Below are 19,930 nucleotides of genomic sequence, written 5' to 3'. Positions count from 1 at the left end.
TTTTATCTACAAGCTTACATTGAATACAGCCAACTGGCGGAGTTCTTCTTTCGTCAGCCGCCGGTATTCTCCTGGTTTAAGCTGCTCATCTAAAACCAGAGGACCCATAGACAGACGCTTAAGATCAATTACTTTTTTTCCACATGCTTGAACCATACGCTTCACTTGATGGAATTTTCCTTCTTTGATGTTAATATGAACCAGACTGGTATTTTCTTCCTTATCCAAAGACAAGATTTCCAGCTGTGCTGGCTGACAGACAAAATTCTCCAGTTCAATACCTTTTTCAAAAGCTAAAATATCGGCTGCTGTCATAAGGCCAGAAATCTTAGCACGATAAAGCTTATTCACATGCTGTTTAGGTGATAGAAGGACATGTGCTAAGGCGCCATTATTAGTCAGTAAAAGAAGACCATGGCTATCAATATCCAAGCGTCCTACAGGAAAAACAGATTTGTTTTGTGCTGGCTGGTCCAATAAATCCAAAACGGTTTGATGCTGATCATCTTTTGTCGCTGAAACAACCCCTTGCGGTTTATTTAGCATATAGTACAGAAAATTCTCATAGACTAGCTTCTGGTCTTTAAAGCAAATACTGTCAGAAGCCTCATTAACATGATATTTAGGTGAACTTTCTATCTTACCATTAACTTTAATCAGTTTTTTCTTTAGCAGTATTTTCACTTCAGAACGCGAGCCAAGACCGCATTCTGTTAAAAATTTGTCCAAGCGCATGTCTTTTCCTTTAAGTTTTTAATTATCAGATGAAAATGACTTTGGGGCTCTGTCTTTCAGCAATTCTTCTAAAGATTTTGCAGGGCGCCCTAAGACTCTTTCAATATCTGAAGTTAAGCCTGCCTGCTCACCTGCTTTGATGGCTGTATAAGTACTGACCCAAGCATCATATTCCCACTGCTGGGCAGGCCAAGCTCGGCGTGAAGCATAAGCTTCCTCAACTGTCTCATCTATATAAGGAATTACTTGCTTAGTTTTATGGCTGACAGTTTCAGCAATAGCAGACATTGACAGCTCTTTAGGACCTGTTAAATTCAAAACGCGATCAAGCCATTTTTCTGGCTGCGTTAATAATACTGCTGCTACTTCAGCCACATCCTCTCTAGCAACAGCAGAAACCTTACCATCACCAGCTGGGCCTCGAATTTCACTGTTTTCCAGGCATAAATCTAAGAAGAAATCTAAATAAAAATTATCCCGTAAAAATGTATAAGCAAAGCCTTTTTCTTTGATATAATTTTCTGTTTTGGCATGGTCGCGGGCCAAAGTAAAAACAGACTGTTCCCGAGCATTGTAAAAAGAAGTATAAATAATATGCTTAACACCAGCTTCTTTGGCTGCATCAATAAAAGCAAAATGCTGCTGCAGCCGTTTGGGATGTTCTGCAGCAGACACCATAAAAAGCGTATCTACTCCCTTTAAAGCTGCAATAGTCTGAGAAGAATAGTCAAAGGAGGCTTTAAAAAGTTCAGCCTTTGCGTATTTCTTAGCTTTTTCAGGACTTCTGGCAAGATGCCTTGCCGATAAACCTTTTTGAGAAATAAGTTCAGCAACTCTGGAACCTATGTTTCCTGTTACTCCTGTAATAGCAATCGTCATTAGATTAAATTCCTTTCTTTTTTATCAATTTTAAAGCCATTTTACTGACAGAGCTTACTTTCTCTAAAAATAGATCAATGACAGCTTTTTTAAGACAGCTCCTGCAGTTTCCCGTAAAATTCTGGAAGGATCTTTTTTAAATTGACAAAACGGCCTTTCCTATCTAAAAAGCTGTGTTCTGATTGCGACTGGCAAATGAGCTGATCTTTTTGATTAAACATTTCATAGGTAAGGATAAAACGGGCAGCCTTTATTTTTGCTACCTTGACACTAATCTTAATCTGGTCAGCAAAAGTAGAGGTCGCCAAATAATGGCAGCTGACAGCCGTAACAGGAGAGATAATGCCTTTTTCTTCCAATAGTTCATAAGGCCAGCCAAGTTCTGTCAGAAAATGAACACGCGCTTCTTCCATCCAGCGAATATAATTGGAATGATGGGTAATCCCCATACGGTCTGTTTCATAATATTGAACAAAGTGCTGATGCGGCGTCATGATAGAAACACCTCCTTTCCTCATAAACAGCTGCTATAGACAAATACTAATACACCTTTTCTTTGATCCAAGCTGCATCAAGAGAAATAGCCTGCTTTTCCCAAAAGGCTGTAAACAAGGCTAAGGTCTCATTACTTGGAACATTCTTTTTCTGAAAGACATAGCCCTCCTTTAAATCGCTGGTCCGATATTCAATATTATAAAACCCTTCAGAACCCAAAGCTTGTATAAAACAGGTCTCACCGGTGACACTTGTCCAAGACAGTGTGACAAATTCTTCAGGCTTATCTGCTAAACGAACAGCCTCTTCTACTTCTTTCGCACTTGGGTTAAAAATATCAGCAGTCTGGCTGCTTAAATACAAGCCAGGTTCAGGAGTTGGCGGAGACATCTTATCTTTAAACCATTGTATTACTCCCATAGCTTATCTCCTTTCTTCATTTTTATTAAAAAAGAAACAATAATCCCCCTGCTGCCAGACCGATCATATAGCCCGCTATCACATCTTTAGGGTAGTGCACTCCGCCCCAGACACGGCAAAAAGCCAGCAAGGCAGATACTAGCAAGAGCACCGCACCTAAAGTGAGATTCTCATGCAATACACACATACTGATCATGGTGGCTGAAAAGACATGGCGGCTGGGCATAGATTTTCCTTTGGTTTCTTTGACAATCAGTGGTTTTATCTGCCAAACTTCATAAGGCCTTGGCTGATTAAGCCAAATTCTAACAAGCGACAAAGCAATAAAACTAATGCTCGGCAGCAAAAGATAAGGAAGCAAAGCTAATCCGCCACGCGTCTTAAATACAGCAGTTAATAAGATGGCATAGACAACAGACATCAGCTTTACCGTCATACTATTGGCTAATCTCAGCCAGAAGATAGCTCTAGGCCTATTTCTAAAAAAAGCTGTCTGTCTTTCATAAAAATTGTCATATTGTTTCATCTTGCAATGTTCCTATTATCTGCGCCGTATTATCGGTAAAAGATCAAGCAATCCGCCAAAAGGAAAGCAGCCTTTTGACTTCGATCTTTCCTAATAGTATACCATATTCTAAGCTAAAAGACTCCTTAGGATCGCAATAAGCTTATGAGGAAAAACAAGATTTTAAAACACGATATCTTTGGGAATAAAAATGTTATGATATTTGTTATTTGAACAGTTTTAAGTTATGATAGAGAAACAGTTATGGATAGAGAAAGGAAATGATGATGGCTCAAAAATTGGGTATTTTATTAGTTAATCTTGGAACGCCGGAAGCTCCAACTCCAAAAGCTATCCGCGCTTTTCTTAGACCTTTTTTATCAGATCATCGGGTTATTGATTTTAAAAGATGGCTATGGCTGCCAGCTCTCTATGGCTTTATTTTACCTAGAAGGCCTCACAAAATCCGTCCCTTGTATGACAATATCTGGACCAAAGAAGGCTCCCCTTTGCGGGTTATCTCAGAAAAGCAGGCCAAAGCCCTGCAGGCTTATTTAGATCATGAAGATAGAAATAGTCTTGTTAAAGTTGGCATGGTTTATGGTAAGCCTAGTTTTAATAACGCTTTAGATGAATTATTGGCGGAAAATATCAGCAAACTTATTATTCTCCCCTTGTTTCCTCAATACAGTTCTACAACAACTGCTGCGGGTGTTGATGCTTTTGCTAGATCCATTTACCATCAAAAAGGGCTGCCCCCTTTTGAGTTAATCCATCATTATCATGATCACCCAGCCTATATTAAAGCTTTGGCAGACTCCATTAATTTAGAAAAAGATGAAACGCTGCTGTTTTCTTTTCACGGTATACCTGCACGCTATGAAAAAGAAGGTGATTACTATCCTGACCACTGCTGGCAGACCGCTAGATTGGTTGCCCAGCATTTAGGACTGTCTGGCAGCCAATGGCTGCTATCCTATCAATCCCGCTTTGGGCGTGAAGAGTGGCTAAAGCCTTATACAGACGAAACAATAGCGAGTTTACCGCAAAGAGGAATTCAAAAGTTGGCTGTCATCTGTCCAGGATTTGCAGCAGACTGTTTAGAAACATTAGAAGAAATCGCAATCACGAACCGTAATTTATTTTTACAAGCAGGCGGAAAACACTTTCGCTATATCCCTGCTCTTAACACCAGTGAAGCTCACATAGCTCTCCTAGCCGATCTCATTAAAAAGAAGATATAAAAGCTAATCACTAAAAGGATAGGAGACACCCCCATTTGTAAAAACCCCATCATCAAAAAAACAGGAAAGCAGAACCGCACCCCAAAAGTTAGACAAAAATCTAACAATTGGGGTGTTTTTTATACAAGTTTATACTGCACTATCTCAAAGAATCTAGGAATATCATTTTTGAGATTAGAATACCAACTGCTTAATTACAATAGATTCTATATCACAATTAATTTTATAATGTTGTTTTTTAATTGAGTGCCTTTAAATGTTTTCTTTTTATATTTAAATTTACTTTATGAAGTCTTATTTTAATAATGATTTTTTCTAATTTTCGAGATAGTTTTCCTTTTTTGGGAAAAGGAAAGTCAGCATTAATAATAAAAGCAATGGTAACAGCCATGGTTTATAGATAGAAAGATAAGCATTTGATAGGTGCGAAAAATCGTGAATCGATAGATTTTTTAAGTTAGAAGTCATCATGGACATAAATACCGATACACCAAATACAGAACCAATTTGCCTTATGACACTAATAACACTTTGAGAAGCTGTTAACATTCCTCCAGAAAAATCTGAGGCTGCTAATACATTAATTGGCCCAGCAATAATACCAAAACCAATACCAAGAATAAAAGTTGAAAGAATAATAGCTGAAACTTTGCCAGAATCGCAATTTGTTAACAAATAGTAAGATACTAAAATGGAGAGTAAACCAATAAAAACTAGCAATCTTGGACCAAGTTTATTAATGACTAAACTTCCTAAGCCACCAAATAAAAAAACAGTTATCGACATTGGTAATAAGATTAAAGCAGCATCCAGTTCATTTTTTCCTTGAACAAGAGTAAAGAAGGTCGGTAAGATGACAATGACACCAATATAGAAAAATTGAGCAATAAAAGCAATTAGCGATGAAACAGTAAACACTTTCTTCTTAAACAAGGCTAAATCAATCATAGGATAATTTATATGCTTTTCAACACCAATAAATATGACAACTGAAACAATAGCAACTGCTAGACATATTAAAGTTTTTGCATCGCTAACTCCCCATTCTCTATACTTAATCAGTCCTAATGCTGTTGCAAAGAGACCCATCATTGAAATCAAACTGCCCAACCAATCAATTTTTCTATTTAAAACTTCCTCTGCGGAGGCATATGACATAGTCAATAAAATAATAGCGATAAGAGCAATCGGAATATTAATTAAGAAAATCCAGTTCCATGATAAATTATCAGTAATAATACCACCTAAGGTTGGACCAATAGCTGCAGCTCCACCTTGTGTTAAACCTAGAGCAGCAACTACCTTAAACCTGTCTTCAACACTCCAAGTGGAAATGCCCAAGGCATTACCAACTGGTAATAAAATAGAAGCTCCAAGACTAGCAATAATCCTGCCAGCAATTAATTGATAAAAACCATTAGATAAACCTGAGAGCAAGCTGCCTAGGCCAAACAAAATGAAAGCAATCACCAACAACTTTTTCCTGCCATAAATATCAGCTAGTCTGCTTAATGGAATAGTAAATGTTGCAAATACAATTGTATAGGCATTTAAAGCCCAAGATAGCTTATCAGTACTGACACTTATCCCGTCTTTAATGGCAGGCAGTGCAATATTCATAATTGTTGTATCCAGCATAACCAGAAAGATACCTAAACACATCGCAAATGTTAATAATATTTTTTTTAACATATTGAATTGAACTCCTTTTATTTAATATGAGCATTTACTCATAATTATGGTACTCTTCTATTGAAAACTTGTCAACAGAAAATATGAATAAATACTCATATTTTATGTTGGCAAGTTTTTGTTTTTTCTGAAAAATATGATACTATATCAGTTACAAGACTGAATCAATATTATAACTGAGGTTTATACTATGGGGAAAACAGTGCGGACTCCTACACAAAAAAGGAGCATGGATAAATTAAACAGAATATTAGAAACTTCAAAACAGCTATTCTCCGAGAAAAATTACTTTAATGTAACAACAAATGAAATTGCAAAAAAGGCCGGGGTATCTATCGGTACTTTATATGCTTACTTTTCTGATAAAGAAGCAATTCTAATAGCATTATTAAATCATTATAATAATACTTTTATTCAAATCTTTGATGATATCAACACTCAGGATTTTTTTGAATTATTCAAGAACAATCCTAGACAATGTTTAAACATCTTAATGGAGAAACTCTTAAAAAGCGAAGACAAGGAATTCCATTCTCAAATAGAAATGCTGGCATTTACCATACCAAAAGTAAAATTAGTTTTAGAGTCCCATCATTACAAAGTTAAGGAACTAACTTATCAATGCTTTTTAAATTATACCGGTTTTAAAGAAAGCCAAAAATTAAAAATTCTTTCAGAAGTCATATTTAACCTTCTCTCGTCAACTGTAGATGAACTTCTGTATTCTGAACATTCGAATAAAGAAAAAGAATTATTGAGAAAAAGCAGTATTGATTGTATAATACTGATTATCAATAACTCGATTGACCTCATCAAGAATAAGTAGTTTGACTAATTCTTCTATTGCTGTTTAATTAAGCAATTAAACGTATAATATTTAGGCTCTATAATATCTGCAGTGGGTAAATCTGCTATAGGTATTGTAGAGTTTTCTATATCTAACATTGACAAGATAAGTGCAAAATCATGGCCACCCGCTAAACGGGTGGCCATGATTATATGATTCTTTTTTAAAGAACAAGTTTAGCCAGTCTCAGGCTAAAAAACTTGGCTGTTTGTTACAAAGCGCCTACAACTTTGTGCGGTTTGTAGAGTTCATCTAAATAGGTTATATCTTGTTCTGTTAATTTGACATCAAAGGCTCCGAGGAAGTCATCTAGATAGTTTTCCTTGGTGACCCCCATAATTGGGCTATCTATGCCCTTTTTCCAAAGCCAGGCAAGGGTCAGCTGCAGATCTGTTTCTTCCAATAAGCGCTCAATGAGCATGCGGGAAATTTGTCCAGCAGCTCCGATAATGGCTATTTTTTTACATTCTGTTTTCATATCATCTACCTCTTTCATTTGATAAGTTTATTATAAGCTGCTGCTAAAAAGAAGTACAATAGAGCTTGATCATGCCAGTATAAGGAATCTGCATAGTGAGATCTTGGCTGCTTCGGCTAGCAAAAAAGACCCTAGTTAGGTCCTTTGCTTCTCTCTATAATTGCCCCGGCAGGACTTTCTTCTCCTTAGCTGGGAATTGGCTGTCAAAAGCTTCCAGAGTCTTTTCATCCACTTCGTAGCCTTCTGGATCTGCAAAAATCCATGGGCCAGTGGCTTGACTGATGCTGCCATCAGCTTGCAGGTCAAGGATTTGCAAGAAGTCAAAGGGCTCCGACTTATCCTGCCCTTCTAGAGCCACCCCATAAGTACTGGCAGGAAGGAAAGCAAACTTTTTGTAATAGTCGGGGTCACCAAGAATGATGACATAGGAAATGCCAGCTGCCTTGGCCTCATCAAGGGTCGTCTGCAATAATTGCTTGCCTAGCCCACGTTTTTGAAAATCTGGGGAAATGGCAAAGGGACCAAAAAGAGCAATTTCCTTGGTCTCATTCGTCGTTTCATGGCGGAGCAGGGCCTTGCTATAGGTGATTTGCCCTGCTATCTGACCATCAACCAGAATAATCTTAGACAAGTCTTTCAGGTAATTGGGATGATGGCGAAACTGATGTAGGATCAGGTGCTCCGAGCAGCCTGGCTGATAAACATTCCAAAAGGCCTCACGGACAAGATTTTCGACTTCACGGTACTCTGATGGCAGCTCCTGCCGAATCTCAACAGTCATAGTTTAGGACTCCTTTAGTTGAAAATATTTTCCCTATTATACCATACTGTCATAAGCAACTTGCCTTCCCCAGCTTCACTCACAATTGCTCTGCCATGCGGCGAGCTCCTTGTCCATCGGTGACCATTCCCAGATAATCCATTCCATAAAGATCAGCGTAACGGTTTATGGTATAGTCAGCCATTTTAAGAACATCAGGAGTGGGAGCAGACCAGTGAAACTGTGCCAGTAAACGGGCGAACCAATGACCAGCGTATCAGCAGCCAACACCTGCGCCAAGACCTCCTCTAGCTGGTCATCTGGGAAATCCTGCCCGTAATCATAAATCTTATAATCGATTAGCTGCAAGCTGCCGTAGTTTTTCTCTGCAAGCACTTGCTTGGCTAATTGGCTTGTATTGCCATTTTTATTAGGACTGGCATTGATAAATAAAATACTCATTTGATAGCCTCCATATGATTTTTCCAAAAGAATTGTAAGCCGTTGTAAGTATAGGTATCTGCTGCTAGCTTATCATGCTGGTAGCCAGGCATCTCGCGAAAGGCAATATTGCCTTTTGCCTCATTGTCCGCAAATCTAAATACTAATCCTTGAAGATTTACTACCTGCTCTTTAAAAGCTTCATAAGCAAAATCTCGATCGCCTGACATGGCAAAGATAAAGAAGGACGGTTGCTTATCCTGCACCAGCTGCTCAAAATCCAGTTTATTTGTTTTAACATTGCCGCTCATGGGCATGAAGTAGGCAAAGTAATCCAGAGCATATTCAAAGGTTCGCCAAGTATTGACAGAACCCATAGAAAAACCAGCGAATCCTCGGTGCAGGCGGGAAGCTCTCAGATCTTCTAAGCTAGCTGACTTGGCATAGGTGCTGTAATGCGATTCAAGAGCTGGCAGAAGATCCTGGATCAACTCTCTGTGAAAACGTTTAGTCAATTCAATAGCCAAGCTATAATTCCAGCTATCACGCGAGGTCCGATTGTTATAAGTGACAAGGACGTTAATCATAGGCTTGATCTTACCAGCAGCTATAGCATGATCAATAACATGCTTAAAACTATCAGGAGCTTTTGGAGTCCCCATTAGGCTTTCCTCAGTACTCCAGCCTCCATGACTAAGATAAACAATGTCATAAGGCTGACGTTTATCGTAATCATAGGGTAAGTAAACAAGTGCTCTCTTGCTTAAGTCGCAGCTAAGATCTAAAGCATCCTTAGTTTGATAGTTGAAAACTTCCAATCGGCCTGGATAGTCTGCTGGTCTCCTGTAAGAACAGGGAATTTTTTCTAATGTTTCAGGTATCTTATACATCACATCCTCCTTATCTCTGTATTGTCTTGCAAATACTGCTGCCATCATCATTTACAAAGAAATACGGCCTCTAACCATTAGCTCAATTAGGCTTTTTCTTTCCAAAAGAAAGGCACACAGCTGCCTGTGCTCAATTATCGAGCTTCTTTAACCTAAGCAGGGCCCTTACTTAATCAGCTTTTTAGGCTAACTGCTCTTGCCAAAAATGAAGGGCTTGATCAATCCAAGCTTCAGCCTTGGTTCCTTCTCCCAAACCAAATCCATGTTGTAAACCTTGATAAATGCGTATCTCAGCTGGTGTTCCCTTAGATTTGATAGCTTGAATACGCCTTTCCATGATCCGATAATCCGCTATCCAATCGCTGGTTCCCACTGCTGCAAAGGTCGCTGGTTCCTGACCAGTCACTTCTGATAAGCCTGTATACTGCATGATGACCGCACTTGGCTTTGGATAAAGCTTCTCACCGTAAGGTCCAGGTCCGGTATTGCCCAGCCAAGCTGCCATACGGGCTCCTGCTGAACCACCCCAAAGAGAGTAGCCTGTCATATCAATGCCCAGCTGTTCTTGGTGTTCATGAAGAAAGGCAATAGCTCTCGCTAAATCTTCACTTCCTGTCCGAGCACCAGAACGATAAATCAAGGCAAAAGCATTGCAGCTTTGTCGAGAAAGCTCTTGAGCATGCGGAAAACTATCATGTATAGCCGCCACATATTGAAAACCGCCGCCTGCACTGATGATGGCCGTCGATGCACCTTTTTCGCCCCGGAAAAAGAAGAGACCGGTCCTTGCCTTACGAGGATCCTTGCCTTTTTCTTTTTCAGTGTAAATATCATAAAATATGGTCTGACCAGTTTGGGCGCTGAGAGATAGCTGTTTAAGCACCGCAACTGACCGTTCCGTGCTTATATGAGAATACCAAGGCAGACTGCTGGATAGTTCTTGAAGTGAGAGAGCCTTGCTAAGCTGTAAATCCATAGGAAATAGCTTTTCACCAAAACCTGAAAATTCAGGTCTTTTCAAAATGTCATTTATAGTTGATTGTTGGTTAATCATGGTCCCTCCTTTCTTGATAATTCCATTTTATCGTCTCAAGGCTTTTTCGTACAATGGGTTTTTGCTATTGTGGTATAATATAAATGCATAGTGAATGAAAAGGAGAGACTATGATTAATCTCGAACAACTGCAGCAATTAGTCACTTTTGAAGAGGAAGGAACCATTACCAAGGCAGCTCAAAAGCTGCTGATCTCTCAGCCTGCTCTGACTCGCAGTCTGCAAAAGTTAGAAATGGAGCTAGACATCCAGCTCTTTGACCGCCAGAAAAATAAGACTAGCTTCACAGAGACAGGACTCTATACTGCCAAGCAAGCTAGACAGCTCTTGAGACAGACTGAAGAATTTCTGACCAATATTCACCACCAAGCTCTGCGCAATACCAAACTCTTTATCGGCGTTACCGCACCAGGCCCCATCATTGATCTAGAAGCACTGGCAGATGAAAATCACCTGACCCAGCAGCTTGATTTCAGTATTCAAGACGAAAGCCAGCTCCTTGAAGGGCTGGAAAATGGAGAATTTCAAGTCATTATCACAGAGCAGCTCATCCAAAAAGAAGGGATTCTTTCGCAATACTTCCTTATGGAACAGCTCCTTCTCTCTGTTCCCGCCAAACATATCCTAGCAGAACGAGAGGAATTGCAGCTCAGCGATCTCAAAGGACTCAGTATGCTCTTGCGTACCAATCTGGGGTCTTGGGATGCTATTACAGAGAGTCTCACTGAGACTAACTTTATCAAGCAAGCGGACAGCCAAGCCTTTACTGACCTGATTGCCGCCTCTGATCTCCCGCATTTTTCTACCAATATCACTGAAGATTACTACGGGGAATCATCAAGGCGTATTAATATTCCCATTACTGACGATAAGGCTACTAAAACCTTCTATATCAGTGTCCTAGAAAAAAATAAAGGTCTATTAAAGACACTAGGACTCTAAACAATGATGCTCAATCTTAAGCCTAAAGTTATAAAAGCAAGGAACAAAAGCTTGTCTAAACAAGATCCTCTAAGCAACTGCCTAGAGGATCTTCTATTATTTTCTAGTTATCAAGAGACTTATGCGGAGATCAAGATAGCAGTCCCATATCTAGACACAGTCTGATAAGCTTATAAGGCGCAGTAGATGAGTGGTCTTTATTCGGTTGATAAATCAACCTTTACAGACCTACTCAACCTTGCGGGCGTGCGGCAACGAAATCGAAGACTTTGTCTTACTGATTTTCTTTCCTACTCCCTAGTCATTGGCATGGACATCATAATTGGCTAGTAGATATTCTCCTACTCCCGCTGCATCTGGATTGTGGGCACCCTGTCCTTTATCCAGCGCACGAAGGGCATCCATTTCTTCATCTGTCAGTTCAAAGTCAAAGATATCTTTATTGCTTAGCATACGTTTGGGATTTGTTGTTTTTGGAAGAACAATGATGCCTTCTTGCACTTCAAAGCGCAGAATGATTTGACCGACGTCTTTGCCGTATTTTTCAGCAAGTTTGACAATAAGAGGTTCTGTTAAAAGCTCATGATTTCCTTGACCCAGCGGTCCCCAAGCCTCAATCTTGACATCATCCTTGGCTAGCAGTCTGCGCAGTTCTTTTTGCTGGAAATAAGGATGCAGCTCTACTTGATTAACAGCTGGAATTGTTTTAAAATGCGGAACAAATTGATTCCAAAAATGCGGTGTGAAGTTTGAAACACCAATGGATTTGATTTTACCGGCCGCTTTTGCTTCTTCTAAGGCTTGCCAGGCTTGTTCTACTTCACCGTATGGTTGGTGGAGAAGGTAGAGGTCGAGGTAGTCCAGCCCCATTTTTTCTAAGGCAGCATCAATCGTTGCCTTAGCTGTTTCATAAGCATAGTCTTGAATCCAGAGTTTACTTGTGACAAAAATTTCCTCACGCGGAAGACCGCTGTCTGCAATGGCTTGCCCTACTTCCTTTTCATTGAAGTAAGCTTGGGCTGTGTCAATATGACGGTAGCCAGCTTTCAAGGCTTCCTTGACAGCCTCATAGGTTGAGCCATCAGCTGGGATTTGGAAGACTCCAAAACCAACTGTAGGAATCTGATTTCCATCGTTTAATCTTGTATCATTCATTTGTCTTTCCTTCTTTCAATCTTTATATCCCTATTATAAACCTTTATAAAATCTTTGAACAATGTTCCTTGTTCATACTGCTATGTAGTTTAATTATAGCAATGGCCATCGCATAGCTGTAATTATAGTCAATGAAAATCACAAAGCAAACGAGAAAGCTAACCGCAGGCAGTGCTAAGGTAAGGCTAAGCAACACTGACCTAGTTTGAAGAGGCTTTCAAAGGAGATTAGGAGTTTGTATGGTTGGAAGATAAAAGAGAAGCTAGATAAAAAGGCTAGGACAAAGTCCTTAGCCTTGTTTGATTTTTCTGAGCTATTTGCAAGACACAAGGGTTGGGAGAATTTCTGCTGACTTTAGTCAGCCTAGAATTTTCCTTCTGTTTGAAGATAAAGTCTCGTTTGAAGCTCGTTTTGTTCGTCTAAATAAGAGAAATGACAATTGAAATTGACAGAAGCTAAAACCTTTTGACGCTGAAACTAGACTGTCTGCATTCTAAAACAGTCCTATGGACCGTTTTAGGTCAGCAAGCAGAAACTGGGTCTTGCTGAAAAATCGAAGACTTCGTCTGAGCGATTTTTTATACGTTATCTTTACGATTGCACTCTTTTCTGTGGGTGAGGGCATCGCCGGCACGGCTGCCTGTCTGACTCCCTTTAAATAGCATGGCCTACCTAAGAAAATGCTAGCTGACCCTTAGTCACTGCTGTATCATTTTCTAGATCCAGCAATGTTTTACTGATGAGCAAATCTTTTGTCTCAGCTAGATAGGTCTGAAAATGTTTTGTCCTGCCATGAGCGGCATAGGCTGCAGCATTGGCATAGACTTCATAGAAATACCAGATTTGTGGATTTTGATGATCTTTGAGGGCATACATAGCCAGCACACCTGCTTCTTCTTTTAGCGAAATCTGCATATTAGTCAAAACACTCTTTTCAAAGGCTGCTTGAGCAGTCTCTTTTACCTCTATTTGGGCAAACTTTAAGAAATAATACTGGGGGCCGATCCATTGCCCTGATGGCAGCTTTTCTTCTAAAAAAATAGGGGTCGCTTCATAAGCTTCTCGTTTGGTCAGCTGAGATCCAACTTGTTGGACATAGGCCTGATATTGAGGGGAATTGCGGTGTGTTTGATAAGCCGCTTCATCTGCATAAACCTCAAAGACAATAAATTCTGTCGGAATGTCTTTAAGACTGCTGGCATACATGGCTAAAGTCCCTGCTTCTTTTTGATAAGAAGTTGTTAAATTGTGTACACCTGCTTGGTGAAAGGTTTCTAGATCTACTGGATTTACTCCTAAATGAAATAAATGGACAACGGGTTTTTTCATAACAGCCTCTTTCCAATCATTCTTTCAATATTAGCAGAGAAAATTGCCTGCTTATCCGTCTTAGAAAGCGGCAGTTCCTCAATAGCCTCTGCAATTACCTGTGTTGCTCCTGATGGGGCAATGCCAAGGGGGGCATCCGTCCCAAAAAGGACATGTTCTGCACCAAAATAGTCTATTGTCAGCTCAAGTGCCTTAGGATTGCCTAAAATAGCTGTATCCACATAAAACTTATGAAAATCTGCTACCTGTGCCTCAGGGAGAATATAATAAATACGCTCCCCAAAGAAAGGCACCATGGCACCAGCATGATGAACAATAATCTTAAGATCAGGGTATTTCTGATAAAGACCAGCCTGTACAATCTGCAGCATAGCCTGAGTCAGCTCATATTCCCATGAAAAAATAATATTATTATCAGGTTTCCGGCCGTCAAAAATCGGATGGAGCCAGATAGGCAGGTCTAAACGGGCACAAGTTTCAAAAATGACATGAAAAGCTGGATCAGCAATGGATTTCCCTAAAGCACGTGTAAAAAGCTGAACACCTGCAAGTTCATCAGACTTAGCCGTTTGTTCTAAAATCTGCACGGCTGCTTCTGGATTATTCATTGGAATCATAGCCACACCAGCAGCAAACATATCATCATTAGTACGGACAGTTTCTGTCAGCTCATTATTAGCCGCTTGACACAGCAGCGCAGCTCTTTGGGGCTCAAGATAATCTTCTGGATTAACATTGACATATGAGATGATCTGTCTGGTTTTTCCATCCCAGGCAAGGCGGCGCTTCTCTAAATGTGTTAAATGAGGATGCTGGATAAATGGGAACAAGTCAGGAAGCTTAGGCTCAATGCTTAGCATTTCCTCATAAAATTTCGGCAATAGAACATGGGCAAAAACATCTATTTTTTGTGTCATATGGATTCTTTCTAAATGTGTTAATAATTTTATTATAACAGAATTTGGACTATGTTAGCCAGTCAAGCTAACTCTTAAAACTCTAGTTTAGTTATTCCAACCAAACAAACCTCGATCTTCATTAAGATGCCGAAGTGCTGCCATATCTGCTGGACTTAATTCAAAATCAAAGATGGCAAAATTCTCAGCCATTCGTTCTTTTCTGATAGATTTAGGAATAGCAACCACACCTTCTTGAATAATAAAGCGCAGGATAACTTGAGCAACTGTTTTACCATACTTAGTGCCAATTTGCGCAATAACAGGGTGGTTGAAAATATCATGTGCTCCTTCGCCAAATGGTGCCCAAGACTCAAACTGGATCCCTTTTTCCTTGGTAAATTCCCTCATGGCGTTTTGCTGATGAAAAATGTGCATTTCATTTTGCAAGACAGCAGGGACTGTTGCAAACTGAGCCATTATTCCTTGAATCTGACGCTGATTAAAGTTAGATAAGCCAATAGCACGGAGCTTGCCTTCTCTGTGTGCTTCTTCTAAAGCCTGATAAGTCCCGTGATAATCAGACATAACCCAGTGAACCAGCATCAGATCAATATAGTCAGTCTGCAAATGGCGCAGAGCTCTCTCGATTTGATGCTTGGTGTCACGATAGCCCGACGTTCCCACCTTAGTGGTAATAAAGAATTCTTCGCGTGGCAGGCCGGATGCTTTAAGGGCATGTCCTACACCTGCTTCATTGCGATAATACTGCGCTGTATCAATATGACGGTAGCCTAGTGCAATAGCATCACCGACAGCACGTTCTGTCTCTTCTGGCGGAATTTGATAAACGCCAAAGCCCAAAATAGGCATTTTAGCTCCCGTATTTAATGTGACATAATCCATGATTTACTTCCTTTCTTAAATTCAATATAATAAGTTAGCTTGTCCATTAAGATTGGCTTAAGCATGCCGCAATTCTAGAAATTAATAGCTGTCAGCCAAGAAATGGCATCTCTTTCATTGCTTAATACACGGCCTGGCGCTGGGTGATCTAAAATTTGATTCATAAGAGTCTGTGCTTGTGCATAGCTTGATCCTCCTGATGTGGCAAAGCTTGCAAGCTGCTTGCCTGATAAATCCAGATCTTCTATCACTGTCTCAATAATCCGCGGAGGCAGCCCCCACCAAGTCGGATGGCCAATGATGATTTGATCATAAGAAGACACATCAGGCAATTCTCCCTTGTAAGCAGGACGGCTCGCCTCATCTCCTTGTTCCAAATTAGCACGGCTTGTTGGCACATTCCAGTCCAGATCCGCTGCTGTGTATGCTTGCTCTTCTTGAATCTGATAAATATCTGCGCCTAAACGATTAGCTATCAGTTCTGCTAAGGCTTTCGTTGTTCCTGTTTTTGAAAAATACATAAGCAGTATTTTCATTTTTTATCCTTTCTATTCTTTTTTAGAATGGCTGCTTCATCTTGATTATCTTCAACAAATAAAGGGTGGAAATACAGACTAAAAGTCACTATTAGCTTCATTTTTCACCAACTATCACTTGATGAATTTATTATAATCTTCTATACTATAAAAGTAAAATACCTAAAAATTATGTTCAACTATTCTTTTTAATTATGAAAGGAAAACTATGGAATTACGTGTCCTTCGCTACTTTGTCGCCGTAGCCAATGAGCGCAATATTACACGCGCAGCTCAGAGCCTTCATGTCTCACAGCCCACACTCTCCAAACAGCTCATGGATTTAGAAGATGAGCTAGATCTCACTCTTTTTATGCGGGGAAACCGCACCATCACTCTAACAGAAGATGGCCAATATTTTCTGCGTAAAACTCGGGAAATCCTATCTTTGGTTGACCATACTGTCGCTAATATCCATACCCGTGAGCAGCTCAGCGGTCAGCTCCATATCGGAGCTAACGAGTCACCGCAGCTAAAGCATTTAGCCCATGTCTTTACGGATATTCAGCGAGAAAATCCTGATACTCAGTTTCACCTGCATGGCATGACTACAGATCTTGCCTTTGAAAAATTAGATAAGGGCCTGTTAGATTTTGTTGTGTCAGTGGGCTTGGTTAATGCTGATAAATATGAACAAGTCCGCCTTCCCTGGACAGATACTGGCATTCTCCTTATGCCTCTTAATCACCCCTTGACAGAAAAAGAAACTATTACAGAACAGGATTTAGAAAACTATCCCATCATTGCCTTTGGTCAAGAATATTCTTATACTGACCTAAGCAATTGGATGGGAACCAGTCTTGGTAAGATTCATTTTGTAGGCTCCTTCAATGTTCCATCCATTGGCATTCAGATGACTCAGGCAGGGCTTGGCTTGGCCTTTTGCCTCAAGGGTATTCCTCTCCCTCATGATCTAACCTTTCGTCCCTTGGCTCCAGCTGCCAAACCCAGTCTTCGCCTTATTTGGAAGAAAGATCAAGCAATGTCTGGCTTAGCCGAGGAATTTTTAGAACGCGTGCAACATTTAGCGCATTAATGAACTGATCATAATAGAGCCCCTTCATAGATAAAAAATGAGCAGGCAAAGATCGCATTTCCTCTTTGTCTGCTTGTCTTTATTTATCATTATTTTAAAATAGCGTAGCCGCCTTGGAATGTGACTTCTTCACGTACAGCAAGAAGGATTTGCAGATAGCCCATAGCCTCAAGCTCACGGGAGCGTTTCAAGGCACCGACATCAGCAACGCCTAAGCCAGCATCTTTGATATACTGACTCACAGTCGCTTTTGCCTTCTCATCATCTCCAGCAATCTGCACCGTTGTTGTAATCTGATCTGCAATTTTTTTGCTGGTTAAATTAGCGAAGAAGTTCGTGTTAAAAGCTTTCACAACCGTTGATTCCGGAAGCTTATCGGCAAAGATTTCCGCAGCTGATGTCCCTGCTGGAATCAGCATCTCATCCATAGTCTCAAAGTTGACTGGATTTGAAATATCAATGACAATCTTGCCTTTGAGCTTTTCCTTATGCGCATCAATTACAGCAGCCATATCCTTGTATTGCGTCGCAAGGATGACAATTTGTCCCAAATCATCAGGCACTTGACTGTCATGGCCAAAATGTACTACTTCATGGCCTGCATCTGCAAACACACCGCCGACTGCTTTGCCCATATTGCCACGGCCAAAAACTGAAATGTTTACCATATGATTCACACTTTCTATTTTTTAAACAGAAAAACTAAACAACAATCATTGATTTAATGGTTTTACGCTGATCCATATCTTGATAAGCTTGGTCAATATCATCTAACTTATAAGTATCTGTAAAGACACGTCCTGGATTAATATCACCATCAAGCACCGCTTTGAGCAAGATCTGCTTATCATAAGTTGTTACAGAGGCAGAGCCGCCGCCAATGATCGTATTTTGTGCAAAAGTTGATCCAAGAGGATGCTTGTCATAGTGCGGCAATCCGACAAAACCAATACGTCCGCCATTGTGAAGCACACCAAGTGCTTGGTCAATGGAAGCTTCAGAGCCTACGCATTCAAGAGCTGCATCTGCTCCGCCTCCAAGGATTTCACGAACTTTAGCAATTCCTTCTTCACCGCGTTCAGCAACAACAGCGGTCGCACCTGATTCTAAAGCCATCTTTTGACGGTCTTCATGACGGCTCATCAGGACGATTTGTGAGGCACCGCGCATTTTAGCCGCGATGACTGCACATTGACCAACAGCTCCATCACCAATGACAACAACCTTGTCACCAGAATGAACATCAGCTACACGAGCTGCGTGATAGCCAGTCGGCATAACATCAGCAAGTGCTAGCAGAGATTTTAACATCCCTTCTGAATAGTCACTTGGCTGACCAGGGATTTTAACCAGAGCCCAGTTGGCATATTGAAAGCGGATATACTCAGCTTGAACACCGCTTGACCAGTTACTGTAGCCTGTGTGACGATCACAAGTACCGTCAAATCCAGCACGGCAAGCATCACATTCACCGCATCCATGGGTAAATGGGGCAATAACAAAGTCGCCAGGTTTGACAGTGGTCACTTGACTCCCAACTTCTTCAACAATACCAATCGCTTCATGTCCACTGTTTGGTGTATCTGGTGCAGTGTCTTCACTGCGATAGCTCCAGAGGTCAGAGCCGCAGACACAGGTCCGTACGATGCGGATAATTGCATCATCTTGCTCAACGATTTGCGGACGATCAATATTAGCAATACCAACTTCACCAGATTTTACATATACGGCTGATTTCATAATTTCTATTTCCTCCAAATAATATTATTTCTTTAATTTTATAAGAAGACTGTAATAACACTTGCTCCAACAATCAAGGCTAAACCAATAAAGGTTAGCCGCATTTGTGTTGAACTCTTTTTCTCGCGAAGGATAAAGACAGCTCCAAGTGTGGCAATGACGACATTAAGCTGAGTGAGAATATAAGCAATGGTCACACCATTAGCCCTAGCTGAAAAGATATAAGCAAGGGAGGCCACTCCAAAGATCAAGCCCACCAGGCCTGATACCCAGCTTTCTTTTTCTTTGAGAGCTTCTCTGCGGGTTACAAGAGCAAAAACAACAGCTCCTGTTAATATACCCAGCATTTGCGGTAAAAAAATGGACAAGCCATTGGCATTTACCAAGCGTGGTGCAGCGCTGTAAACCCAGTAACCAACACTGGTCAGCAACAAAACACGAACCCCTCGGGGAAGATCCTGGCCTTCATTGCTATCTGTACCTTCTGGATCTACCGAAGTCATATAGGCACCCAGAATCAAAATAGCAATCGCAAGGAAGCCAAAGATTTTATTGACGATACCGGGCCACTCACCAAAGGCAAAAACACCTATAAGCGAGGTCCCAATCAGCTGGAGGCCAGTTGATAAGGGCATAGTCTTAGAAACCCCAATGATATCATAAGAGCGAACCTGACCAGACTGTCCAAAAATCCAAAAGGCACCCGAAACAAAACTAATCAGAAAAGTTTCCCAACTAATGGCAGCTGGATGAAAGGCGAATTGGACAAAGAGGCCAACGACTACCGCCCCTATTCCAAATCCCAGAACTTCATTAGTCGTATCTCCTCCAATTTTACGAAGAAAGATCGGCTGAATTCCCCAACCAAGGGCTGGGACAAGGGCGAGTAAAAGACTTGTGACTGACATTTAA

At 40.6% G+C, this 19,930-nt stretch carries 23 protein-coding genes and 1 pseudogene; 4 read left to right on the top strand and 20 right to left on the bottom strand.

Features of this window, described 5'->3' with window-relative positions:
- Positions 1-6 precede the first annotated feature (6 nt).
- From STRMA_RS02200 to STRMA_RS02180, 5 genes are all read right to left on the bottom strand, one after another.
- Positions 7-735, bottom strand: coding sequence for a pseudouridine synthase (locus tag STRMA_RS02200; RefSeq protein WP_003082266.1), 729 nt, complete (start codon positions 733-735; stop codon positions 7-9).
- Positions 736-753: 18 nt separating this feature from the next.
- On the bottom strand, positions 754-1,614 hold the full coding sequence (locus STRMA_RS02195; RefSeq protein WP_003080075.1) for an SDR family oxidoreductase: 861 nt from the start codon (positions 1,612-1,614) through the stop codon (positions 754-756).
- Between the two features lie 89 nt (positions 1,615-1,703).
- Positions 1,704-2,108 (bottom strand): acyl-CoA thioesterase, encoded by a 405-nt coding sequence (locus STRMA_RS02190; protein WP_003082278.1) that lies wholly within the window; start codon positions 2,106-2,108, stop codon positions 1,704-1,706.
- Positions 2,109-2,154: 46 nt separating this feature from the next.
- The gene (locus STRMA_RS02185) at positions 2,155-2,529 is read right to left on the bottom strand and encodes a hypothetical protein (RefSeq protein WP_003079511.1); all 375 of its coding nucleotides are present in this window, start codon (positions 2,527-2,529) and stop codon (positions 2,155-2,157) included.
- Between the two features lie 25 nt (positions 2,530-2,554).
- Complete coding sequence (locus STRMA_RS02180; RefSeq protein WP_003079244.1) at positions 2,555-3,055, bottom strand: phosphatase PAP2 family protein; 501 nt, start codon at positions 3,053-3,055, stop codon at positions 2,555-2,557.
- Positions 3,056-3,318: 263 nt separating this feature from the next.
- Here STRMA_RS02180 and hemH point away from each other — a divergent pair, with 263 nt between their 5' ends.
- A complete protein-coding gene (gene hemH / locus STRMA_RS02175) occupies positions 3,319-4,278 on the top strand; it encodes a ferrochelatase (RefSeq protein WP_040841462.1) in 960 nt (319 codons plus the stop codon).
- Between the two features lie 315 nt (positions 4,279-4,593).
- Here the strand turns inward: hemH and STRMA_RS02170 are convergent, their stop codons facing one another.
- Positions 4,594-5,970 (bottom strand): MFS transporter, encoded by a 1,377-nt coding sequence (locus STRMA_RS02170; RefSeq protein ID WP_003078602.1) that lies wholly within the window; start codon positions 5,968-5,970, stop codon positions 4,594-4,596.
- A gap of 190 nt (positions 5,971-6,160) precedes the next feature.
- On the opposite strand from STRMA_RS02170, the gene STRMA_RS02165 reads away from it, so the two are divergent.
- On the top strand, positions 6,161-6,796 hold the full coding sequence (locus STRMA_RS02165; RefSeq protein WP_003079485.1) for a TetR/AcrR family transcriptional regulator: 636 nt from the start codon (positions 6,161-6,163) through the stop codon (positions 6,794-6,796).
- A gap of 14 nt (positions 6,797-6,810) precedes the next feature.
- Here the strand turns inward: STRMA_RS02165 and STRMA_RS09745 are convergent, their stop codons facing one another.
- From STRMA_RS09745 to STRMA_RS02140, 6 genes and pseudogenes are all read right to left on the bottom strand, one after another.
- Positions 6,811-6,963, bottom strand: a complete 153-nt coding sequence (locus STRMA_RS09745; protein ID WP_162097592.1) for a hypothetical protein — start codon at positions 6,961-6,963, stop codon at positions 6,811-6,813.
- Positions 6,964-7,028: 65 nt separating this feature from the next.
- Positions 7,029-7,202: pseudogene (locus STRMA_RS09850) on the bottom strand (aldo/keto reductase); the annotation flags it as partial.
- A gap of 247 nt (positions 7,203-7,449) precedes the next feature.
- The gene (locus STRMA_RS02155; protein WP_003081176.1) at positions 7,450-8,076 is read right to left on the bottom strand and encodes a GNAT family N-acetyltransferase; all 627 of its coding nucleotides are present in this window, start codon (positions 8,074-8,076) and stop codon (positions 7,450-7,452) included.
- A 165-nt stretch (positions 8,077-8,241) separates the two neighbouring features.
- Entirely contained in the window at positions 8,242-8,517 is a 276-nt protein-coding gene (locus STRMA_RS02150) for a flavodoxin family protein (RefSeq protein WP_003079707.1), read from the bottom strand.
- Positions 8,514-9,386, bottom strand: coding sequence for an alpha/beta hydrolase (locus STRMA_RS09345; protein ID WP_003080528.1), 873 nt, complete (start codon positions 9,384-9,386; stop codon positions 8,514-8,516). Before STRMA_RS09345 ends, STRMA_RS02150 begins: the two co-directional genes overlap by 4 nt.
- A gap of 181 nt (positions 9,387-9,567) precedes the next feature.
- Positions 9,568-10,440, bottom strand: coding sequence for an alpha/beta hydrolase (locus STRMA_RS02140; protein ID WP_003079236.1), 873 nt, complete (start codon positions 10,438-10,440; stop codon positions 9,568-9,570).
- A 110-nt stretch (positions 10,441-10,550) separates the two neighbouring features.
- Here STRMA_RS02140 and STRMA_RS02135 point away from each other — a divergent pair, with 110 nt between their 5' ends.
- Entirely contained in the window at positions 10,551-11,381 is an 831-nt protein-coding gene (locus tag STRMA_RS02135; RefSeq protein WP_003081627.1) for a LysR family transcriptional regulator, read from the top strand.
- A gap of 297 nt (positions 11,382-11,678) precedes the next feature.
- On the opposite strand, the gene STRMA_RS02130 is transcribed toward STRMA_RS02135, so the two are convergent.
- From STRMA_RS02130 to STRMA_RS02110, 5 genes are all read right to left on the bottom strand, one after another.
- Positions 11,679-12,536: an aldo/keto reductase gene (locus STRMA_RS02130; RefSeq protein ID WP_003079154.1), complete on the bottom strand. Its 858-nt coding sequence runs from the start codon at positions 12,534-12,536 to the stop codon at positions 11,679-11,681.
- A 672-nt stretch (positions 12,537-13,208) separates the two neighbouring features.
- Positions 13,209-13,865: a putative quinol monooxygenase gene (locus tag STRMA_RS02125; RefSeq protein WP_003079858.1), complete on the bottom strand. Its 657-nt coding sequence runs from the start codon at positions 13,863-13,865 to the stop codon at positions 13,209-13,211.
- Positions 13,862-14,782: an amidohydrolase family protein gene (locus STRMA_RS02120; protein WP_003082352.1), complete on the bottom strand. Its 921-nt coding sequence runs from the start codon at positions 14,780-14,782 to the stop codon at positions 13,862-13,864. Before STRMA_RS02120 ends, STRMA_RS02125 begins: the two co-directional genes overlap by 4 nt.
- A gap of 87 nt (positions 14,783-14,869) precedes the next feature.
- Positions 14,870-15,667 carry an aldo/keto reductase gene (locus tag STRMA_RS02115; protein ID WP_003079516.1) on the bottom strand — a complete coding sequence of 266 codons (798 nt, stop codon included), beginning with the start codon at positions 15,665-15,667 and terminating at the stop codon, positions 14,870-14,872.
- A 74-nt stretch (positions 15,668-15,741) separates the two neighbouring features.
- The gene (locus STRMA_RS02110) at positions 15,742-16,203 is read right to left on the bottom strand and encodes a flavodoxin (protein ID WP_003081982.1); all 462 of its coding nucleotides are present in this window, start codon (positions 16,201-16,203) and stop codon (positions 15,742-15,744) included.
- Positions 16,204-16,411: 208 nt separating this feature from the next.
- Here STRMA_RS02110 and STRMA_RS02105 point away from each other — a divergent pair, with 208 nt between their 5' ends.
- Positions 16,412-17,278: a LysR family transcriptional regulator gene (locus tag STRMA_RS02105; protein WP_003081212.1), complete on the top strand. Its 867-nt coding sequence runs from the start codon at positions 16,412-16,414 to the stop codon at positions 17,276-17,278.
- Positions 17,279-17,367: 89 nt separating this feature from the next.
- Here STRMA_RS02105 and STRMA_RS02100 read toward each other — a convergent pair whose 3' ends face one another.
- Genes STRMA_RS02100 through STRMA_RS02090 form a run of 3 tightly spaced genes read right to left on the bottom strand, consistent with a single transcriptional unit; the run spans position 17,368 to position 19,926 of the window.
- Positions 17,368-17,946 carry an NADPH-dependent F420 reductase gene (locus STRMA_RS02100; protein WP_003081247.1) on the bottom strand — a complete coding sequence of 193 codons (579 nt, stop codon included), beginning with the start codon at positions 17,944-17,946 and terminating at the stop codon, positions 17,368-17,370.
- A 34-nt stretch (positions 17,947-17,980) separates the two neighbouring features.
- A complete protein-coding gene (locus tag STRMA_RS02095; RefSeq protein ID WP_003078541.1) occupies positions 17,981-19,018 on the bottom strand; it encodes an alcohol dehydrogenase catalytic domain-containing protein in 1,038 nt (345 codons plus the stop codon).
- 38 nt (positions 19,019-19,056) lie between these two features.
- Positions 19,057-19,926 carry a GRP family sugar transporter gene (locus tag STRMA_RS02090; RefSeq protein WP_003080886.1) on the bottom strand — a complete coding sequence of 290 codons (870 nt, stop codon included), beginning with the start codon at positions 19,924-19,926 and terminating at the stop codon, positions 19,057-19,059.
- Positions 19,927-19,930: the final 4 nt, after the last annotated feature.

Source organism: Streptococcus macacae NCTC 11558 (assembly GCF_000187995.2).
Taxonomy (GTDB): Bacteria; Bacillota; Bacilli; order Lactobacillales; family Streptococcaceae; genus Streptococcus; species Streptococcus macacae.
This window is presented reverse-complemented; position numbering and strand designations above follow the sequence as displayed.

What these genes read in the sequence shown, in the direction of transcription:
- STRMA_RS02200 (WP_003082266.1), bottom strand. Translation starts at nt 735, where the DNA reads ATGCGCTTGGACAAATTTTTAACAGAATGCGGTCTTGGCTCGCGTTCT.
- STRMA_RS02195 (WP_003080075.1), bottom strand. Translation starts at nt 1,614, where the DNA reads ATGACGATTGCTATTACAGGAGTAACAGGAAACATAGGTTCCAGAGTT.
- STRMA_RS02190 (WP_003082278.1), bottom strand. Translation starts at nt 2,108, where the DNA reads ATGACGCCGCATCAGCACTTTGTTCAATATTATGAAACAGACCGTATG.
- STRMA_RS02185 (WP_003079511.1), bottom strand. Translation starts at nt 2,529, where the DNA reads ATGGGAGTAATACAATGGTTTAAAGATAAGATGTCTCCGCCAACTCCT.
- STRMA_RS02180 (WP_003079244.1), bottom strand. Translation starts at nt 3,055, where the DNA reads ATGAAACAATATGACAATTTTTATGAAAGACAGACAGCTTTTTTTAGA.
- hemH (WP_040841462.1), top strand. Translation starts at nt 3,319, where the DNA reads ATGATGGCTCAAAAATTGGGTATTTTATTAGTTAATCTTGGAACGCCG.
- STRMA_RS02170 (WP_003078602.1), bottom strand. Translation starts at nt 5,970, where the DNA reads ATGTTAAAAAAAATATTATTAACATTTGCGATGTGTTTAGGTATCTTT.
- STRMA_RS02165 (WP_003079485.1), top strand. Translation starts at nt 6,161, where the DNA reads ATGGGGAAAACAGTGCGGACTCCTACACAAAAAAGGAGCATGGATAAA.
- STRMA_RS09745 (WP_162097592.1), bottom strand. Translation starts at nt 6,963, where the DNA reads ATGGCCACCCGTTTAGCGGGTGGCCATGATTTTGCACTTATCTTGTCA.
- STRMA_RS02155 (WP_003081176.1), bottom strand. Translation starts at nt 8,076, where the DNA reads ATGACTGTTGAGATTCGGCAGGAGCTGCCATCAGAGTACCGTGAAGTC.
- STRMA_RS02150 (WP_003079707.1), bottom strand. Translation starts at nt 8,517, where the DNA reads ATGAGTATTTTATTTATCAATGCCAGTCCTAATAAAAATGGCAATACA.
- STRMA_RS09345 (WP_003080528.1), bottom strand. Translation starts at nt 9,386, where the DNA reads ATGTATAAGATACCTGAAACATTAGAAAAAATTCCCTGTTCTTACAGG.
- STRMA_RS02140 (WP_003079236.1), bottom strand. Translation starts at nt 10,440, where the DNA reads ATGATTAACCAACAATCAACTATAAATGACATTTTGAAAAGACCTGAA.
- STRMA_RS02135 (WP_003081627.1), top strand. Translation starts at nt 10,551, where the DNA reads ATGATTAATCTCGAACAACTGCAGCAATTAGTCACTTTTGAAGAGGAA.
- STRMA_RS02130 (WP_003079154.1), bottom strand. Translation starts at nt 12,536, where the DNA reads ATGAATGATACAAGATTAAACGATGGAAATCAGATTCCTACAGTTGGT.
- STRMA_RS02125 (WP_003079858.1), bottom strand. Translation starts at nt 13,865, where the DNA reads ATGAAAAAACCCGTTGTCCATTTATTTCATTTAGGAGTAAATCCAGTA.
- STRMA_RS02120 (WP_003082352.1), bottom strand. Translation starts at nt 14,782, where the DNA reads ATGACACAAAAAATAGATGTTTTTGCCCATGTTCTATTGCCGAAATTT.
- STRMA_RS02115 (WP_003079516.1), bottom strand. Translation starts at nt 15,667, where the DNA reads ATGGATTATGTCACATTAAATACGGGAGCTAAAATGCCTATTTTGGGC.
- STRMA_RS02110 (WP_003081982.1), bottom strand. Translation starts at nt 16,203, where the DNA reads ATGAAAATACTGCTTATGTATTTTTCAAAAACAGGAACAACGAAAGCC.
- STRMA_RS02105 (WP_003081212.1), top strand. Translation starts at nt 16,412, where the DNA reads ATGGAATTACGTGTCCTTCGCTACTTTGTCGCCGTAGCCAATGAGCGC.
- STRMA_RS02100 (WP_003081247.1), bottom strand. Translation starts at nt 17,946, where the DNA reads ATGGTAAACATTTCAGTTTTTGGCCGTGGCAATATGGGCAAAGCAGTC.
- STRMA_RS02095 (WP_003078541.1), bottom strand. Translation starts at nt 19,018, where the DNA reads ATGAAATCAGCCGTATATGTAAAATCTGGTGAAGTTGGTATTGCTAAT.
- STRMA_RS02090 (WP_003080886.1), bottom strand. Translation starts at nt 19,926, where the DNA reads ATGTCAGTCACAAGTCTTTTACTCGCCCTTGTCCCAGCCCTTGGTTGG.